Source organism: Ancylomarina sp. 16SWW S1-10-2, assembly GCF_009669305.1.
Classification (GTDB): domain Bacteria; phylum Bacteroidota; class Bacteroidia; order Bacteroidales; family Marinifilaceae; genus Ancylomarina.
In genome coordinates this window covers 100837-118232 of sequence record NZ_SADB01000012.1, presented here as the reverse complement: position 1 = coordinate 118232, position 17396 = coordinate 100837, and the positions used below count along the sequence as shown (strand labels likewise).

Annotated in this window: 17 protein-coding genes; 7 read left to right on the top strand and 10 right to left on the bottom strand. The window is 33.2% G+C overall.

All coding sequences use genetic code 11. The features are described 5' to 3' along the window. Positions 1 to 9 precede the first annotated feature (9 nt). The 7 genes from EMN46_RS11890 to EMN46_RS11865 form a co-directional block, all read right to left on the bottom strand. On the bottom strand, positions 10 to 1830 hold the full coding sequence (locus tag EMN46_RS11890; RefSeq protein WP_154201033.1) for an RNA-directed DNA polymerase: 1821 nt from the start codon (positions 1828 to 1830) through the stop codon (positions 10 to 12). Positions 1831 to 2057: 227 nt separating this feature from the next. Beyond that, positions 2058 to 2477: a hypothetical protein gene (locus EMN46_RS11885; protein WP_154201032.1), complete on the bottom strand. Its 420-nt coding sequence runs from the start codon at positions 2475 to 2477 to the stop codon at positions 2058 to 2060. A gap of 612 nt (positions 2478 to 3089) precedes the next feature. Next, positions 3090 to 4061 carry a bile acid:sodium symporter family protein gene (locus EMN46_RS11880; RefSeq protein ID WP_154201031.1) on the bottom strand — a complete coding sequence of 324 codons (972 nt, stop codon included), beginning with the start codon at positions 4059 to 4061 and terminating at the stop codon, positions 3090 to 3092. A 570-nt stretch (positions 4062 to 4631) separates the two neighbouring features. Next, a complete protein-coding gene (arsB, locus tag EMN46_RS11875) occupies positions 4632 to 5678 on the bottom strand; it encodes an ACR3 family arsenite efflux transporter (RefSeq protein WP_154201030.1) in 1047 nt (348 codons plus the stop codon). 4 nt (positions 5679 to 5682) lie between these two features. Continuing rightward, complete coding sequence (locus tag EMN46_RS11870) at positions 5683 to 6315, bottom strand: low molecular weight phosphatase family protein (protein ID WP_154201029.1); 633 nt, start codon at positions 6313 to 6315, stop codon at positions 5683 to 5685. A 26-nt stretch (positions 6316 to 6341) separates the two neighbouring features. Then, positions 6342 to 6485, bottom strand: coding sequence for a DUF6428 family protein (locus EMN46_RS20435; protein WP_368667532.1), 144 nt, complete (start codon positions 6483 to 6485; stop codon positions 6342 to 6344). Continuing rightward, entirely contained in the window at positions 6479 to 6811 is a 333-nt protein-coding gene (locus EMN46_RS11865; protein WP_154201028.1) for a helix-turn-helix transcriptional regulator, read from the bottom strand. The genes EMN46_RS20435 and EMN46_RS11865 overlap by 7 nt, the downstream gene beginning before the upstream one ends. A gap of 324 nt (positions 6812 to 7135) precedes the next feature. Between EMN46_RS11865 and EMN46_RS11860 the strand changes: the two genes are divergently transcribed. From EMN46_RS11860 to EMN46_RS11830, 7 genes are all read left to right on the top strand, one after another. Then, positions 7136 to 7627, top strand: coding sequence for a DUF134 domain-containing protein (locus EMN46_RS11860; protein WP_154201027.1), 492 nt, complete (start codon positions 7136 to 7138; stop codon positions 7625 to 7627). 112 nt (positions 7628 to 7739) lie between these two features. After that, positions 7740 to 8084 carry a DUF5320 domain-containing protein gene (locus EMN46_RS11855; RefSeq protein ID WP_154201026.1) on the top strand — a complete coding sequence of 115 codons (345 nt, stop codon included), beginning with the start codon at positions 7740 to 7742 and terminating at the stop codon, positions 8082 to 8084. A gap of 74 nt (positions 8085 to 8158) precedes the next feature. After that, positions 8159 to 8377 carry a hypothetical protein gene (locus EMN46_RS11850; protein WP_154201025.1) on the top strand — a complete coding sequence of 73 codons (219 nt, stop codon included), beginning with the start codon at positions 8159 to 8161 and terminating at the stop codon, positions 8375 to 8377. A 134-nt stretch (positions 8378 to 8511) separates the two neighbouring features. Beyond that, positions 8512 to 8847, top strand: coding sequence for a NifB/NifX family molybdenum-iron cluster-binding protein (locus tag EMN46_RS11845; RefSeq protein ID WP_154201024.1), 336 nt, complete (start codon positions 8512 to 8514; stop codon positions 8845 to 8847). Positions 8848 to 8877: 30 nt separating this feature from the next. Continuing rightward, the gene (locus tag EMN46_RS11840) at positions 8878 to 9744 is read left to right on the top strand and encodes an ATP-binding protein (RefSeq protein WP_368667531.1); all 867 of its coding nucleotides are present in this window, start codon (positions 8878 to 8880) and stop codon (positions 9742 to 9744) included. After that, positions 9741 to 10619 carry an ATP-binding protein gene (locus EMN46_RS11835; RefSeq protein WP_154201023.1) on the top strand — a complete coding sequence of 293 codons (879 nt, stop codon included), beginning with the start codon at positions 9741 to 9743 and terminating at the stop codon, positions 10617 to 10619. Before EMN46_RS11840 ends, EMN46_RS11835 begins: the two co-directional genes overlap by 4 nt. A gap of 75 nt (positions 10620 to 10694) precedes the next feature. Further along, positions 10695 to 11033 (top strand): NifB/NifX family molybdenum-iron cluster-binding protein, encoded by a 339-nt coding sequence (locus EMN46_RS11830; RefSeq protein WP_154201022.1) that lies wholly within the window; start codon positions 10695 to 10697, stop codon positions 11031 to 11033. A gap of 117 nt (positions 11034 to 11150) precedes the next feature. On the opposite strand, the gene EMN46_RS11825 is transcribed toward EMN46_RS11830, so the two are convergent. The 3 genes from EMN46_RS11825 to EMN46_RS11815 form a co-directional block, all read right to left on the bottom strand. After that, positions 11151 to 12938: a C45 family peptidase gene (locus EMN46_RS11825; RefSeq protein ID WP_154201021.1), complete on the bottom strand. Its 1788-nt coding sequence runs from the start codon at positions 12936 to 12938 to the stop codon at positions 11151 to 11153. A gap of 260 nt (positions 12939 to 13198) precedes the next feature. Next, positions 13199 to 14524 (bottom strand): nitrate/nitrite transporter, encoded by a 1326-nt coding sequence (locus EMN46_RS11820; protein ID WP_154201020.1) that lies wholly within the window; start codon positions 14522 to 14524, stop codon positions 13199 to 13201. Positions 14525 to 14601: 77 nt separating this feature from the next. Beyond that, a complete protein-coding gene (locus EMN46_RS11815) occupies positions 14602 to 17235 on the bottom strand; it encodes a DUF5686 family protein (RefSeq protein ID WP_154201019.1) in 2634 nt (877 codons plus the stop codon). Positions 17236 to 17396 lie beyond the last annotated feature (161 nt).

The window sequence follows — 17396 nt, the reverse complement described above, 5'->3', positions numbered from 1 at the left end:
TAGGCACTGTTATTTAATATTGTACTGAGACTCTATCCATTTTCTATAGTATTCATCATCGATATATTCATTAATGTATTTGTGTACCGTTTTATCTGTTCTTATTTTTTCAGAGGTTAATAAAGAACATAGAATTAAGAACTTAGATAATGGGTATCTCTTCTGTTTATTTGTAGGAAAGAGGTATAGCTTAACTTTACCTGTAATGGATTCAAAAGAAGAGAAGCTTAGTATTTGACTTGCTAGTGATACAATTTGTGGAATACCCGTAGCTATTTGCTGTTCTAGTATTTTAATTGAAGCTTCTCTATCTGTAATAAGTAGTCTAGAAAGTATTGCAGTTACTTGTCGCCTTAGAAAAGGTTCAAGTGACCATATGTTTTCATATCTTTTAATAAATCGTAGTAGTGAGTCTGGGTGGTCGTATTTGGATTTAAACCAAAGTAAACAGTAAAAATCAAAAGGCTTCTTCCTTTTTGAACTTAAGTAAGTCAAGGTTTTTTCAAATTCATTTAGGAACGTGTCAGATTCTTGATTGCTTTTGATCTCCCAGTCTGTAACAAGTCTGCAAACTTGAAATAATGAAATGTCATCATATACATTTAGGTCTTTTATAATATTTAATACAGCCTCACTAGTCTTCTTCTTATGCCCAAGTTCAGAAAGATAAATTAATAAATTTGGCCGTATTCCTGGTATTTGGTCGTAGAGTTTAGGAACATCACTTAGGAGTTTCTCTGATTTCAATCGACTTAACGCAGTTACATATCTTTTTGTGATTTTCTCAGCGTATTTTGCTTTGCAATTTTTTAGGTGGTTTTTGAGATTTCTTTTTAATACACTTGTAAGTGCATTGTATTCTTTAGAACGCTTTTTAACTTTATAATCTATTGAGTCAAGGTAAAGATTCTCGTTTACTTGAAAATGATATTCAGCTTCTTCGGCATTAAAGATTGCTGTTTTTGCTAGGTTTAGAGCAAGCCCTCTACTTTTTAGTACATCTGATGCTGAACTTATAGTTTCAATTGCTTCTTTTCTTGAATCAACTCCAATAATCACATCATCCATCCATCTTGTAAAGGAGTCATTTGTTTTTTCTTTCAAAATTGCATCGAACTCAAATAAGAATGAGTGAGCAAGTAAGCGAATACCTTCTAGGTTTGATGTAGGGAGACCACGCCCCGTATAAGGTAGGTAATCGGGTGTCCAAGATATACTTTCAATAATTTTAAAAAGCAAATCAAGTAAAACTTCTTTTCCATCAACTATATTTGATATTTGACTGCGAAGTACAGAAATGTCAATAGAGTCATAGTAGTTTGATAAATCAGTTACTATTAATAGTTCTTTATCTTCTTTGAACTTATATATTAGCTTTTGTAACTCTTTCCATTGTTTTTGCCAAGTAACACCATATTCTTTATCTACTTGGTGTGGATACTTCATATTATGCTTGTCTTGAGAATAAAAAGAATTCTTTGACGGCATTTTACTTATGATTTCGGTGTTTAAGTTTTCTGTTATAACTTGTAAAATTAGTGCATCTTGTGGCTGTGGTATTATGATATGTCTGCATACACCAAACTTTTTCTCAATGCGATAGATTAAGGGTTTTACAGTTCTATAATTTCCTGTTAGAATATCGGTTCTTAAAACAGCAGCTCTTTCATTAATATTGTAGTTGAAATCATAGAAATCAAATAAGTCTTGGATGTCTAGTTTGCGCAATTGATTTCGAACAATTTTACGCCAAACCTCAGCAATTTTCTTCTTTTCGAAAATCACTTCAAGTTCTTTTTTTCTTAATTTTAAGAATCTTTCTGTTAACATATGGTTATGCGAGGTTTGTTTTTTTTAATAACACACAACGGTCTTGCTAAGTTGCGTGGGCGATTTCAAAGAATTAACCTTTCAAACCGCGCGGAAGCAAGCCGAGTAAATTTGCTTATATTTTTGAACAAACCAATTGAATTGGCTTGCTAGTGTTTCTTAATTGCTTTAAACTTTCAAACTGCTATTCAGCGCCCATGAAATTTCGCTTTTGTTGTGTGGCGTAATCACTTTAAATTTAAAATCCTTTCAACAAATTCTTCTACGAACTGATATTTTGGTGAGTCTCCAGGTGTGATATCGTAAACGAAACCAGAACTTTCAAGTATTCGAATCTTACTACTCAAATTTTCATGTTCATCTTCATAATAGAAAAATGCAGGCGTTCGATTGTTAAAACCAACACTTCTTTTTGGGGAGATGAAAAATTCTCTACACGACTTCATTTCAGCGCCACTAAGGTCTTCTTTCATTTCGCTAATTAAATTAGGCATCTTTGCTATAATCGTTGAGAATTCATTCTTTCTCTCTTTTGATTCGTCTCTTTTCTTCGCTTTTGCAGATAAGCGATTTGCTATATATGAACCTAGAATTCCAGTTAATAGACCTGTAGCAAAAGTTATTAAATGGGTGTATATTATATTCATTTCTATGAGTTTTCTAATGAGTAAAAACCATTATTAGATTTTCTATACGACTAAAATAATTAATGTCGTGGGACCGTTTATCTTTTATTCCACTTATCTGTTGTTTTTATAAGTTGTTGTTTTCCTAGTTGTTATCCGTTGGAATCATATCTAATTGGCTTCTAATTTTTGCAAGAGATTTTTTGCTCAAAGCATGTTTTAAAAACCTAAATAACAACTTGTGATTATAAATGTAATCATAATGTGTCATTTATATGTAAGCTAAAAGAATAAAGTTTTATGAATGCTTTTTTAAGCATAAAAAGAAATTATTGAAACAAGTGTGTACATGAAAACATACAATCCAGAATGGATTGTATGTTTATAGTTCTGCAATTGATCTTATTTGTTTACTCTTTAGGAGTCGTATTGGTTAGGTTTCGGTTTTTCTGTAGATATGCGAACCCTTTGAGTTTTATGTTTATTTTCGATAAATAGTTGAAATATTTATCGAAAATAAATAGGCGTTAAATAGCTAAGAACACTGATGTTTAGTGAACCTTTGTTTACAGCTTAATTTCTAGCCTTGAAGGTCTTTTAGTTACTTAGATTCAAGTTGTAAATACCAAAAGCTTATTCCTCTATATTTTTAGTACTCATTTTTGATGCTACAATACTAATTATCAATAATTGTAAAGCATGAAATAACATGAGAGGCAATAGGATAATACCAATGGAAGCCATGTTTCCAAATATTATTTTAGAAAATACAGTTCCGTGTACCAATGATTTTTTTGTTCCACAAAATTGGGCTGTGATTTGATCTTCCGTGTTGAATTTTAGCTTTTTAGATAAAAATCCTGTAATAAAGAACATTATAAAAAATAATGCTAAAACAGTAATAAAAAGGAGGAGTAAATCCAAAATAGATATTGAACTAAATATGTTTTCCTCAAACGATGATGCAAAACTTTTGTAAATGATTAGTAGAATTACAGACTTATCGAACAAGGTTAATTTCTTACTGTGTTTTTGAGCAAATTCACCAAAAAATCGCTGTAAAAGAACGCCCAATACAACTGGTAAAATAATTTGTACAATAAGTTTTATATAGATATCGGCAAAACTAAAATCAGCTTGGGCATTTTGAACAAATAAACCCATCCATAAGGGCGTAAGAACCACGCCAATAATTCCGGATATACTCGCATTAAAAATGGCTGCAGGTATATTACCCTTTGCAATAGAAACCATAACTACAGATGATGATACGGTTGAGGGTATTGCAGCTAGGAAAAAGAACGCCAACCAGATGATTTCTTGTTCTTCATTCTGAATAAATGGTCGAAATATTAAAATCAAAAGGGGAAATATCAAGAAAGTGGATGATTGTACTAGAAGATGCAATTTCCAGTTTTTGATTCCTGCTTTTATTTTTTGGGGACTTAATTTAAGACCATAAAAAAAGAATATAAGCGAAATTCCTATTGCACTAATTGTGTCGATTGGAACTTTACTGTTTGGTGTTCCCCAATTTGGAAAAAAATATGCTATGCTAATTACGGCTATAATGGATAGCACAAATTTATCAATCTTTATTTTCATCTGTGTTCTTTTTGTTGCGATACGTTAAATAAAAAATGCAAATAGGTTATAATTATCTTGCTTTGCTTGGTGCATAAATTGAGGTGTTACCTTAATAAGGTGTACCAAATAAAGTGAACAAACATAAATGTTATTTTTTAGAAATCTTGTGTTTTAAAATATAAAAGAATTTTAAAATAGGGTAGTGGTGAACCTTTATTTGGCCTGATGGTTTCACTCATTATTGGGATTATTAATTAGACTAAATTATTTCAGAATAGATAGTCCTATTTAAGTATGATATTTAGGAGTATAGTCGATTGGTCTTGTAAACAGTAGTGAGCCTTTTTTAGCTAAAGAATATGGATTTTGTCTGAAAAAAAATGAGTCTAATTTTAATTTCCCTTATAAAGATTAGTCAATGTTGATTTAGTGTATATAAAACGAATTGTTGTGTCGTTTGCCAATTGGATGGTTGTGTGTTTAGAAGTGGTGAAGATTAAATACAAGCACAAAAAAAGCTGTAGATTACTCTACAGCTTGATATATTCTTTTTGAAAATTAATACAACTTCTTATGACGTGTATGGCATTAAGCCTTGGCTTTTCCATAATATTTTTTTCGCAACCAAAAGGAAACACGAACCAATAAAATTAATGCAGGAACTTCAACCAAAGGTCCAATTACGCCTGCAAAGGCTTGTCCTGAATTCAGTCCGAAAACGGCGATAGCAACCGCAATCGCTAATTCAAAATTGTTTCCTGCTGCAGTAAATGCTACAGAAGCTGTTTTATCGTATTCGGCACCAGTTGCTTTGGTAACGAAAAATCCGATAATAAACATTAAAGTGAAATAGATCAATAAAGGAACTGCAATAATCAATACATCCATTGGGATTTCAACGATTAATTCTCCTTTTAGCGAAAACATCACCACAATTGTAAATAAAAGAGCAATTAATGTCATTGGCGAAATGGTAGGAATGAACTTTTTAGAGTACCATTCTTCTCCCTTTAGTTTCACTAAAATGAGTCTACTAGCTATTCCCAATACAAATGGAATTCCTAAATAAATTGCGACGCTTTCGGCTATGGTTCCGATCGAAATATCAACAATTGCACCTTCGAATCCGAAATAGGGAGGAAGAACTGTTATAAAAATCCAGGCATAAAAACTGTATGCAAACACCTGAAAAATACTATTTAATGCAACTAAACCTGCACCATATTCACTACTTCCGTCTGCTAGGTCGTTCCATACCAAAACCATTGCAATACAACGAGCTAACCCAATTAAAATCAGTCCAACCATATATTCCGGATAGTCGCGTAGAAATGTAATTGCTAAAACAAACATTAATACAGGTCCAATTATCCAGTTGAGGACTAGGGAAATAGAAAGGATTTTTGTGTTTTTGAAAACCTTTGGTAATAGGGCATAGTTTACTTTTGCCAAAGGAGGATACATCATTAATATTAAACCAATGGCAATTGGAATATTTGTTGTTCCGCTACTAAATGAGTTAATAATATTTGGAAAAGTGGGTATGAAATAACCTAAGCCAACGCCAATTGCCATTGCTACAAATATCCATAGTGTTAGATTTCTATCAAGAAAACTTAATTTTTTATTTGCCATTTTTTCATGAGTTTATTTGAGAAAAAACATATAGTAATTCAGTTGCAATTTGCAGACTTCTTTCCTTGTATTTTTCAGTTTGTTGATCTGTGTTGTCAAACGCTTTTGGATCATCAAAGGTTATTGGAATACGTTTTTCAGCACCTGCAATAAAAGGACAATTACCATCTGCTTGTGAGCAAGTCATAATTGCTGCAAATTCAGATTTTGGATTGAAATCATCATCTAGCGTTTTCGAAAATCCGATTATAGGATGCTCATTGGCGGCATATTTAATACTGTAAATTGGGTTGTTGCCCTCAGCAATTGTTTTGATTTGAAAACCTGATTCTCGTAAAGTTCTAGCAACCATAGGGAATAATGCTGTGCCTTCGGTTCCTCCCGAATAACAAAACACATTTTTAACATCAAAATACCTTGCCATTGTTTGTGCCCATATTTGTGCTAAATGACTTCTTCGTGAATTGTGAGTACAAATAAAGTTGAGTCTTACTTCTTCATTATTTGAAACTTTTGATTGGATAAAGTCGGACAGAGGTTGTAAAACTTCTTTACGCTCGGCCGAAATGTTTTCTGGATTCAATCCTTTTATTATTTTGTCTATTTCTGAAAATAGCATCGCTTCTTTTTTTATCATTTTAATTAAATTTTTATAGTTGTTTTTTAACAACAGTTTCCTTTGGGCGAATAACAAGTTGTAATTTTTAAATTAACTGGATTTAAACTTGTTTTATCCTCGGGAATACCATATTTATCTTTTGCCAAGCAATCGGTTTGTTTACTAGTTAGCGAGAATCTTTTCAGCAACAATCGTCTAGTTGACTTAGGTCTTGATCTAAAAAATCAGAAAGAATAGTTTTCATCGCTGTCCAATTTTCTTTATGAATACAGTAGCAAACACTCGTTCCTTCAACATTCCCTTTTATTAAACCTAAATGTTTAAGCTCTTTTAAATGTTGAGAAATGGTAGGTTGAGCTAATCCAATTTCGTTTACTAAATCTCCGCAAATACAAGAGTCTGACTTAAACAAGTGTTGCAAAATAGAAACCCTTGCAGGATGTCCGAATGCTTTTGCAAAAAGAGCAATTTCATTTTGTTGATCGGTAAATTTTTCTGTTTTAGCTAATCCCATCTTACTTGTTTATTTGTTTATCGCAATGTTACGATTAATTAGTGAATACTCAAAATCATTTTATGAGACTTTTAAATAGTGTCTTTCAAGTATCCATTCTATTTTTTTTAATCCAAAGATTTCTATTGTGTATCCATTTGGCTTGTAAAGATCTTGTAAATAGCATTTCTCAGCTTGAAAGTTTAATATCAGTTTTAGTTCTAAAATCAAACTTCTGAGGACTTTAAAGCACTTTTATTTATAGTTTTCGAAATTTTCTTTAAAAAAGTTTTGTTATGAACGTATGTTCATTACCTTTGTAGTATAATATTAAAAGAAACAGATATGGCTAGACCAGAAAAAGATAGAATCGTACATAAACCACCTTTGTTTTCAGAGTTTAAACCTGTTGGGATACCAAGTAATGCTTTAACGGAAGTTTTGCTTACTCTTGATGAATATGAGGCTTTTCGCCTAGCTGATCATCTCGGTATGTCCCAGTTAGAGGCTGCTGAAGAGATGGAAGTGTCGCGACCAACTTTTACGAGACTAATTGAAAAAGCAAGAAAAAAAATTGCAGATTTTATAGTTCAGGGAAAAGTTTTATCTATTCAAGGCGGCAATATTCATTTTAGAAGAAATATTATTAAATGTTTGGATTGTGGACATATGTTCCAAATGAATATGGATGATTCTTTTTCTGACTGTCCTGATTGTGGTTCTAAGAATTTGATGAACCTGGCAGGTGGTTTTGGTCATGGTCAATGTTGTGCGAATAGAGGTGGAGGTAATGGTGGAAATGGAGGAAGAAGAGGCCACCATGGAGGAAGACAATAGAATTTTATATTGCAAAATAAAAATATCAAAAAGCTATTTCGTATAAAGAGCAATTTGAGAAGAGTGTAAGAATAATAAGTTTTACTAATTATTAATTTAAAAGGAGGTTATCATGCCAAGAGGTGATAGAACAGGACCTTCAGGAAATGGTCCTATGACAGGTAGACAAATGGGTTATTGCAATGGTAATGACCAAGTAGGAAATGCCGGAGACAATAATTTTGGAAGAGGACTCGGTAGGGGCTTTGGAAGAGGTGCTGGCTTTGGAAGAGGCTTTGGACGTGGCTTAGGTTATGGAAGAGGTGCTGGTTTCGCTAATGGAAATTATTCTGATAATAGCGGGCTAGGTGTATCAGAAAAGACACTGATTGAGAATGAGATTAATTCGATTAAAAACCAGATGTCACTTTTAGAAAAAAGGCTTTCTGAAATTAATATCAAGGATGAAGAAAGTTAGATTTATTTAAGTAGAACATCTTTGTATGTTCTACTTCTTTTTATTGAATATAACTAAGAATAAAAATATAAGCGATGAATTTTAGAAATTCAGGAAACCCCGGAAGTGGCAGAGGTCAAGGTAATGGCGGAGGTCGTGGTCGTAATAATGGCGGATCTTGTGGTACAGGTGGTTTTTGTGTATGTGCTAAGTGTGGTGAAAAAGTACCTCATCAACAAGGTGTTAAATGCACATCTGTAAAATGTCCTAAATGTGGACATATTATGGTAAGAGAAGAGTTACTCAAAAAGTAAGATTATAAATTATATAGTTTAATGTATCCTCCTAGGATTCTTGATATTTATATCAAAGTATATAGCTGCATTGTTTTTTGTATACTATTTATTTGGGGAGATACATTTTTATTTAAAAATTAAATACAATTAATATGAAATTTGCGATCCCAACAGTTAGTGGAAAATTATGTGAACATTTCGGACATTGTGAAAAGTTTGCCGTATTAGAGACTGAGAATAATAAAGTTGTTTCAGAAAATATGGTTGCACCACCTGCAAGTCACGAACCTGGAGTTTATCCTCAATTTTTGGCACAACTTGGTGTTGAAGTAATTATTGCTGGAGGTATGGGACAACGAGCTATTGATGCCTTTACTGATAATAAGATTAAAGTTTTTTCGGGTGTTAATCCTGATTTTCCTGAGAAATTGGTTGTGAATTATTTGAACAATCAGTTAGATGGAGGCGTTAACTTATGCGATCACTAGAATATTAGTTTTAATTTAAAAATTAAATACGTGAAAATAGCAATTGCGAGCGGTAAAGGTGGCACTGGAAAAACAACACTTTCCTCAAATCTTGCAGCTTATATTTCAGAGAAAGAAAAAGTTGTTTTATGTGACCTTGATGTTGAAGAACCCAATTCTGGTTTGTTTATTAAAGGGAAACTAATTCATAAAGAAGACAAATTTAAGATGGTTCCAAGTTGGGACTCTAATAAATGTACCTTTTGTGGTTTATGTCAAGATGTATGTAATTATAATGCGGTCATAAAATTGGAAGATAAAATCATGGTTTTCCCTGATCTTTGTCATAGTTGCTATGCCTGTTCTGAATTATGTCCTGAAAATGCATTACCAATGATTCCTGAGAAAATGGGAGAGTTGAAACATTTTGAATCAGGAGATATCTCGTTTATTGAGAGCCATTTGGATGTTGGTCGTGAACAGGCTGTTCCGTTAATTTCTCAAACAATTGAATACGTCGATGAACATTTTCCTAAAGAAACAATTCGATTGTACGATTCCCCTCCGGGAACATCTTGTCCGGTTATAGAAGCTACAAAAGAAGTCGATTTTGTAATTTTAATTACAGAACCTACGCCTTTTGGTTTTCATGACCTCAAGTTGGCAATTGAAACGATGAAAAAGATGGAGAAGGAATTTGCAGTTGTTATTAATCGTTATGGTATTGGTAACGACGATGTTTTGAATTATTGTAAGGATAATGATATTCCTCTATTGGCTAAAATTCCAAACGACCGTTATATTGCCGAATTGTATTCAAGCGGAGAATTAATCTACACCAGAGTTCCGGAAGTAAAAAAACAATTAAAACATGTTTACGATTATATTCTAAAACTAAAAGAAAACAACGAGGTATGAAAGAGATTGTAGTTATTTCAGGTAAAGGTGGTACAGGAAAAACATCTATTACTGCTTCGATTGCTTATCTTGGAGGTAAGGATGTTGTTGTTGCCGATTGTGACGTTGATGCTGCTGATATGCACCTTCTTATGAAACCTGATTATGCCAAATCGGAAGATTTTTATAGTGGCGAAATTGCTGAAATTAATCCAGATATGTGCATTAATTGTGGTAAATGTAAAGAGGTTTGTCGCTTTAATGCCGTTTCTATTGCTAATCAGAAACACACTGTTAGTTCGTTGAATTGTGAAGGTTGTGGGTATTGTGCTAGAGTTTGTCCTGTAGGTGCCATTTCGATGGTAGAACAGAATGTTGGGAAAGTACATATATCTAATACTAAAGCCGGAAACATGATGGTTCATGCTGAGCTTGGTATTGGTGCTGATAATTCAGGTAAGCTTGTTGCTAAAGTAAAAAAAGAAGCCAAGCTATTAGCCGAAAAAACAAATAAAGAATTCATTATTATTGATGGTTCGCCAGGAGTTGGATGTCCTGTTGTTTCTTCACTTTCGGGTGCTGATTTTGTGGTTTTAGTAACTGAACCTACGGTAGCAGGTTTACACGATTTAGAGCGTGTTTATCAGTTAGTGAAAAAATTCAATATAAAGGCCGGTTGTATAATTAACAAGGCTGACTTGAACACTAACGTAGAAAAGGAAATACAAGAATTTCTTAAGAGAGAAAATGTCGCTCACATTGCAAATTTACCTTACGATGAGACTTTCACAAAAGCAATGACTGTTGGACAAACAATTGTTGAGTACGGAGAAAGTGATTTAAAGAATATTGTTGCAGAAAGTTGGGATAAAGTAAAAGAATTAGTCGCAAATTAAACTTAAAAAGTTCTTACAGGTTTATCATTGGTACACGTGTAAAACTAAATATCAATAAAGTATAAAAAAGAAAATATGAAAATTGCATTTACAACAAAAGGTATAGAATGGGATTCAATGATGGACCCACGTTTTGGAAGAACAGAGTATATTTTAATGTACGATGAGGAAAAAGACGAATTAGCTAATTTTGATAATAGAGCTATTGAAGGCGAAGCTCATGGTGCTGGACCAAAAACAGCTCAGAAATTATTAGAATTGAAACCAGAAATTTTGATTACAGGTAATGGACCTGGAGGAAATGCTTCTTCAGTACTTGAACAATCAGGAACTAAAATCTTTGTTGGAGCTGGCGAAATGACTACTAAACAAGCTTATGATGCCTACAAAAAGAATGAATTAAAGGCATTGTAATAATTTCAGAATAGAATATCATTTTGATCGTTATTACGCGTATGTATGACGACATAATTGATAATCAATATAAAGCCCAATTTCTAATTGTAGAAATTGGGTTTTGTGCTTAGTCTATCAATTGTATTTGCCTACAATTTCATCCATTTTCGATAAATCCTTTTTGATCCACTCTGCAAGGAAATATTTATTAGCTTCTTCCTTAATCTGCTTAGCCAATTGTTTAATTTTATCAATGTTTTTTTGATCTGGAAATTGTGCCTGCAGATTATCGTAAGCCTTTAGTAAATTTATTTTTGCATAATATTGATCTGCTGGTGTTACAATTGCAACTTTTAGCATTTCATCGGTAGTACTTATTACTGCTTTATAATCTTTGAAGTCATTTAGAATACTAATCTTAGTCGTATACGCTGAATTGTACTTTGGTCTGTTCTCAATATATTTATTAGCAAACTCTATGGCTTCGTCTTGCTTCCCTATATTGGAATAACAGATGGCAATTTGACTATTTTTATATGCAGATTCAAGCATTGAACTTTTAAAATATTTAATTAAAGCCATATAATACAAATTATCGCGCTTCTTTTTACCGCCATAGTTTTCTTTGTGCCATTTGTAAAAAGCCAACTTGCTATTTAAATCTTTTAAAGTTTGGCTGACTTTCACTTCTTTAAAAAAAGATACCTTTTCACTTGCAATATCATATTCTAAGAACTGTGCTAAACCAGCTAATTTTTCAGCATAAGAAAAATATATTTTATTGTTCGTGTTATCCATGATACAGCTTTTCACAGTCATATCATTATTAATGCCAATATAATAAGGATCGTGTTGAAGGTGATAATATTCGGTTGAAGAAATCATTTGATATGCCTTTTCAATCAAATCGTGATTATCAATTTTTTGGTTTAGTTCTTTCAATTTATCTTCTCTGGCAATATTCGAATCGCCGTGCATGTTAATAGGACTGTACTCAAATCGTCCTTTATCCGATAGAGAAAGATTGGTGACAGCTATCATATTATCCTTCATTTTATTTTTAATAAGTTTTCCAAGAGTCAATTCATACATCGCAGCAGAATGATCCTTCTTACTCCCTACCATAATAAACCAAGCATGAGTGCTGTAATTTTTAAATAGTTCATCTACCTCCGACAATTCGTCGGCATTTTCCATTACTTGTCTCAATTTATATGGCATGGGCATGTCGGTGTTGTAATCGCTCTTTTTTTTCCCCTCTGGGACTGGGCAACCATTCATATTAATTGACATGCTCAACCCATTATGGTTCATTCCCGTGTAGGCTCCTGGATAGCTTACAAAACTCAAAATAGTTGTTGGAATTTTTCCTTTGCGATGATAATTCACAATTAATGGATAATGGGTGAATATTTCGATACCCGGCCAATCTAAATTTCGTCCATGCACAATTCCCTCTTCATTTCTCAGAACAAAAGAAGTACAACTGATATTAAAAAATATTTGCGGAAAGTAAGCTATGGTTTTAATCTCTCTTAAGTTCAAATCACAACCATCGGCCATACCTTCCAATTCTTCCAAAAATTCTTTGGGCATTCGTTTTTCAATTTTCCTAATCTTAGATTTTAAGACCTTATTGGCTATCCATTTTTTCAAGAAAAGTTTCCCAACAAAAGAGTCAATAAGACTATCTACTTTGACATCCAAATCCAGAATTTCATCGTTCAATAAAACGCCATATTGCAAGCCCATTTCATATGATTCACCTTTAACTGATAAAAAAGGAACGCCCTCCTTAATAAACATATGTCCTTCGTGGAATGTGCGTATACCATTGTTTTCCTCGTATTTGTATTCTTGTGAAAATAGAATTGTTGAGAATGAAAATAGGAGTAGGGTAAAGATTAATTTTATTATGTTCATTTTATAGTTTTATATTGTAAAGATAAAATTACATAAAATAGATTGTTCTTCCTATTTTTATAAAAGACTAGCTTCCTAATAATTGGTTCGAGTACGTGGATAATTGATAACTTTTTGGCATATATTTTAATATTAAAATTAATCTGTTTGCGTCTGTCAGAATTGAATATGTAGATAAAAGCCCAATCTCATTTTATTGAAATTGGGCTTTATCTATTTATAAGACTCCTTGGGATATCCTTTGGTTACTTTTTTTTACTTTAACCTTTTTTACTATCCTCCTGAGGATTATGCAGTTTTAATGAGAATAAAAGTAGGATGATAACTAAAACGATACCGATAATTCCAGCAAGTTGGTAGCTACCTGTTAGTGTGAATATTCTAGAGAAAAATAGAGGTGCCATGGCCGAACCAAATACCATTAACGACATAGCCAGTCCACTGATTGCTCCTAAATGTTTGCGACCGAAAAAACGAGGCCAAGTAATAGCTGCTAAAACAGAGAATAAACCACCCATTGTACCATTACCTACAATCATAATGTAGTATCCGCTCCAATGCGAAAGGAAGGTTAATCCTATACATGAAAGCAAGCATCCCGATAGGTATACAATTAAAATACGTTTAAGCGGCATATAGTCGCTAATTACGTTTCCAGCTATGGCAGCAACAATGGATATAAGTGAAGCAGGTATAAAAATACTAAGAGCTTTTTGTTCGTCATAACCAGCAATCTCGAATATGGAAATCACATTAAAGGTGAAACCGGTAATGAAAAAACCATAAAAAGCAATCGCGATTGCATAAACCCAAAAGACAGGTTTCTTCTTTGCTTCTTCTAGTGTAAATTGTGTGTTACTTTCTTTAAAAGCTTTTTTCTTTTTCTCTTCAATTACTTTTCCATCAGGAATAAGTCCACATTCTTCAGGATTATCGCGGTAGAAAATGTAAGCAAAAATGATAAAACAAAAAATGATGCCTGCCATAATAAGGTAGGCTGAGCTCCAATCGGTGCTATGAATTAAGCCTGCAACAAAAAGAGGAGCTACTGCAAATCCAAATGATTGAATGGCTGAAGAAATACTATTGGCTAATCCACGGTTTTTCTTAAACCATTTCATAAGCATATTTCTTGAGGCTAGTGTCATTACACCTTGTCCTGAGAAACGTAGCAAAAAGAATAAAGCTGAAACCAATATAAAACTGATTGCTGAGAATGAAATATTTGTCCACGACGAAATACTTTCAGTCATTTGGTCGCTTATGGAGAATAGTACGAGTGTAATGGTTAAAGTACAAGCAGCAAGTATGGCGGTAAACCGTGCTCCAAATTTGTCGTATATTTTTCCAGCCTTTGTCAAAAACAAAGAACTCATTGCTGTTCCAATCAAATAGGCAGAACTCAGTGCATCACGAGAGAGTTGTAGAGCATCTATAAGATAGTCTGTAAAGACAGATACTCCGATTGTTTGACCAGGTATGGAACAAATAACTCCAACGGTGGCAGCAAACATGGCCATCCATCCGTAAAATACGGGAAATTTGGATGGGGCAAAAGGGCGATTAGGGTGACGTTTTATTGGCATGAATCAAAATTTTGCACAAAGGAAGTCAAATAAGCCGAGAGAAAAGAACTAAAAAGGTGAAATCTAGTAGTTATCTCCTATATATTAAATTTGATTTTTAATCCCGTCTCTTTATGCTCTTTGCCATCGAAACTCCAAAAAACTTCCAAATCTAGTAAAAGGAATATCTGGCTTAAACCATATCCTGCTTCCCAGTAGTTTTCTTTTTCTTTGTGAGATAGGTAGTTGATAAATAATTTTTCTTGTAGAACTAAGGAATTGTTCAATATAGGTAGACGTTTTAACAAAAAGCGATCGGAGGTATATTGTACATGAGCTTCGACATATTCTTTATTTGTAGCATGTTGGTAATAATCCAATAAACGGAAAGTATTTATGTCTCCACCAAGCATAAATACAGGCTTGCTAGTTCCAAATTGTCGATAGTCGGCAAAGTAACTTTTTTTGTTCGATAAGAAAGAACCCGCCTTTATACTATAGGCTAATTTATCGTTGAAACCTATCTCAAATTCTTGTTTTATGGATGCTTCAAGGAATGAAAAATTGGTTTCAGAATCTAAAATATTCTTTATGCCTTGTTTGTAGAGTAAGGAAAAAGTAGGCTGTGAATGATAAGTCGTCATTTGTTTCACACCTTTTTTCACTGTATATCTGTGATGAGGTGTATAATCTAGTTGAGCAATAAATGTCATTGCTTTATTATTTTTAATCAAATCAGAATCTACGCCTTGTGGTATATTGGATGTGTATTTATTATCGCTTGGACCATAGAAAGAGTAGGAGTTGTTATTGTAAAGTTGTTTTCTGTTGGCATATTCCAATTCCGTATAAAGGTTTAGCCCATTTGCAAGATCAGTCTCGTGCCATAAGCTAACATAGTTTTTGTCGTAGAGTTTCATGTTATTTTCCTTATAAAAAAGAGAATAGGCCGCATTTAAAATGGGCTTAATACCTGAATCGTCATTAAAATCAATGGCTTTACTACCTGCCTCAAAACCTATCCAAGCTCTTTTCATACCATTGTAGCGGTAAGTACTTCCAATTGTGTAGTCGAGATGTTCTCGAGAGAAAGCATAACTTAAATTGGATGTCATCTCAAAGTAATGCCCCAATGTATCACGCTTTGTGTATGAAAATGGTGCATCAAAAGTAAAGCCTTGAACTGTATTGTACGATTTTTTATTTATACTTAACAAGCCAGGAGTAGAAAAAGTCGAATTAGTCTCTTTATAACGATATGTTTTACCCCAAAGCAGGTGCTCGTATTTAAACTCCCTATTTGCTCTACGAACAGAATCCTTATATTCGGGTGTACTTTTCTTTTGTACAATGGAGTCCTTCTGTCCAAAACTAATTTTTTCATCCGAAGAAAGTGGAATAGGTCGCATTTCAGTCCAATAGATAGAGTCTTTTGTTTTAGCACCTTTTGCAATCTTAACTTTCTCAATTTTAATTTCGAGTGGTTCCTTTATTTTTTCCTTCTTGTTTTTAGTATTGTCTTTTTCCATTAAGCGGTAAAGCTTTCGCATATCAGCGTTCTTCATATCTGGTTTATCAAGAAGGGTTTTAATCTCAGCCTTACGCTTAATCTCTTTAGCCGATAAAACCTTTGACTCTTCTGTATTACTTAGCTTATCGATATTTTCCGTTTCTTGTTTCCTAGCCAGTTCTTCTTGTTTCAAATAGTCATGATCTAAATCAGGATTTAATGTCACTTTATAATCTTTAATGGAAGCAACATACATGCCTTCAAAACCTAATCCCATGCCTTTAAAATTAATTTTGTAGTCTAGGCTAACTGGCATCCACACGTCTTTACTAACTGGTGCATAAATTTGATGCATATGAACATCAGTCATAGGTAGTTTTAGTTTTAAATCTGCCGAATGTATGTTCCAAAAGGTTTCAGCGATATAGATAAAACCATTAAATAAGTCTTTACCTTTTCTTTTGGGAATCACTTTTATTTTGTTGATCGTTCTGCCTTGGTCTTCGAATAGAGATATCAATTGGAATTTATAGACTGTAAAAGCTGCTTTATCCAGAGGAGATATAAAACCATTATCTCGGGTGTTGTAGAGATTTGCGCTAATGAATTGCATGGGGTTTGCTTGTTCGTCAAGACCTGAAGATCGAATGGAAATGACCTCTTCTTCAATTTTATTGGGAAGCTGAAAATGTATTTTTGATATGTTTTCGGTAACGAATACTTTACCTACTTTAATGTCTTCTTTTGCTAGTTTGTTTTTAAACAAGCGGGGAACGCTAGTAACTTTTCCCGTACCTTTCAGGTAAACTTTGTTGGTGTATTCACTAATTTGCTTGGTATAATAATCGCCCATGGCAATTGCTTTTCGCATAACAAAATAAGCTGGGTCTTCACCAGTTGCCAGTACTTTTACTTCCTTTAGTTGATAGGTTTGAGGTGCAAGAGCGACATTCATCTCCATATCGTTTTGCCCAATCTTAATTTTCACTTCCTTGGTTTTATAGCCCATATATCTATAGTGAAGTTGCCATTCACCCTCGGGAAGATCTAGATGATAGTCGCCATCGATATTGGATGTTGTTCCGGTTGTTAGTTCTGGAATAAAGATATTGGCAAAGGGAATAGATTTTCCTTCCGTATCAGAAATACGGCCACTAAGTTGTTGTGAATATGCATTGAATGAAAGCAGGCAAAATAATAGGCTAATGAGTTTAGTCGACATGAGGCAGTTTTATTTATATTCTTGTGTAACGAACTTCTATATAAATTAGTTACAAGTTTTTGTTCACCATCTAAAGATATTGTTTTGAGATGTTAAATAAAATGTAAAACATATAAAAAGAATTATGCTTATTTAATGTGAGATTGACCGCAAAAATAAAG

What these genes read in the sequence shown, in the direction of transcription:
- EMN46_RS11890 (WP_154201033.1), bottom strand. Translation starts at nt 1,830, where the DNA reads ATGTTAACAGAAAGATTCTTAAAATTAAGAAAAAAAGAACTTGAAGTG.
- EMN46_RS11885 (WP_154201032.1), bottom strand. Translation starts at nt 2,477, where the DNA reads ATGAATATAATATACACCCATTTAATAACTTTTGCTACAGGTCTATTA.
- EMN46_RS11880 (WP_154201031.1), bottom strand. Translation starts at nt 4,061, where the DNA reads ATGAAAATAAAGATTGATAAATTTGTGCTATCCATTATAGCCGTAATT.
- arsB (WP_154201030.1), bottom strand. Translation starts at nt 5,678, where the DNA reads ATGGCAAATAAAAAATTAAGTTTTCTTGATAGAAATCTAACACTATGG.
- EMN46_RS11870 (WP_154201029.1), bottom strand. Translation starts at nt 6,315, where the DNA reads ATGATAAAAAAAGAAGCGATGCTATTTTCAGAAATAGACAAAATAATA.
- EMN46_RS11865 (WP_154201028.1), bottom strand. Translation starts at nt 6,811, where the DNA reads ATGGGATTAGCTAAAACAGAAAAATTTACCGATCAACAAAATGAAATT.
- EMN46_RS11860 (WP_154201027.1), top strand. Translation starts at nt 7,136, where the DNA reads ATGGCTAGACCAGAAAAAGATAGAATCGTACATAAACCACCTTTGTTT.
- EMN46_RS11855 (WP_154201026.1), top strand. Translation starts at nt 7,740, where the DNA reads ATGCCAAGAGGTGATAGAACAGGACCTTCAGGAAATGGTCCTATGACA.
- EMN46_RS11850 (WP_154201025.1), top strand. Translation starts at nt 8,159, where the DNA reads ATGAATTTTAGAAATTCAGGAAACCCCGGAAGTGGCAGAGGTCAAGGT.
- EMN46_RS11845 (WP_154201024.1), top strand. Translation starts at nt 8,512, where the DNA reads ATGAAATTTGCGATCCCAACAGTTAGTGGAAAATTATGTGAACATTTC.
- EMN46_RS11835 (WP_154201023.1), top strand. Translation starts at nt 9,741, where the DNA reads ATGAAAGAGATTGTAGTTATTTCAGGTAAAGGTGGTACAGGAAAAACA.
- EMN46_RS11830 (WP_154201022.1), top strand. Translation starts at nt 10,695, where the DNA reads ATGAAAATTGCATTTACAACAAAAGGTATAGAATGGGATTCAATGATG.
- EMN46_RS11825 (WP_154201021.1), bottom strand. Translation starts at nt 12,938, where the DNA reads ATGAACATAATAAAATTAATCTTTACCCTACTCCTATTTTCATTCTCA.
- EMN46_RS11820 (WP_154201020.1), bottom strand. Translation starts at nt 14,524, where the DNA reads ATGCCAATAAAACGTCACCCTAATCGCCCTTTTGCCCCATCCAAATTT.
- EMN46_RS11815 (WP_154201019.1), bottom strand. Translation starts at nt 17,235, where the DNA reads ATGTCGACTAAACTCATTAGCCTATTATTTTGCCTGCTTTCATTCAAT.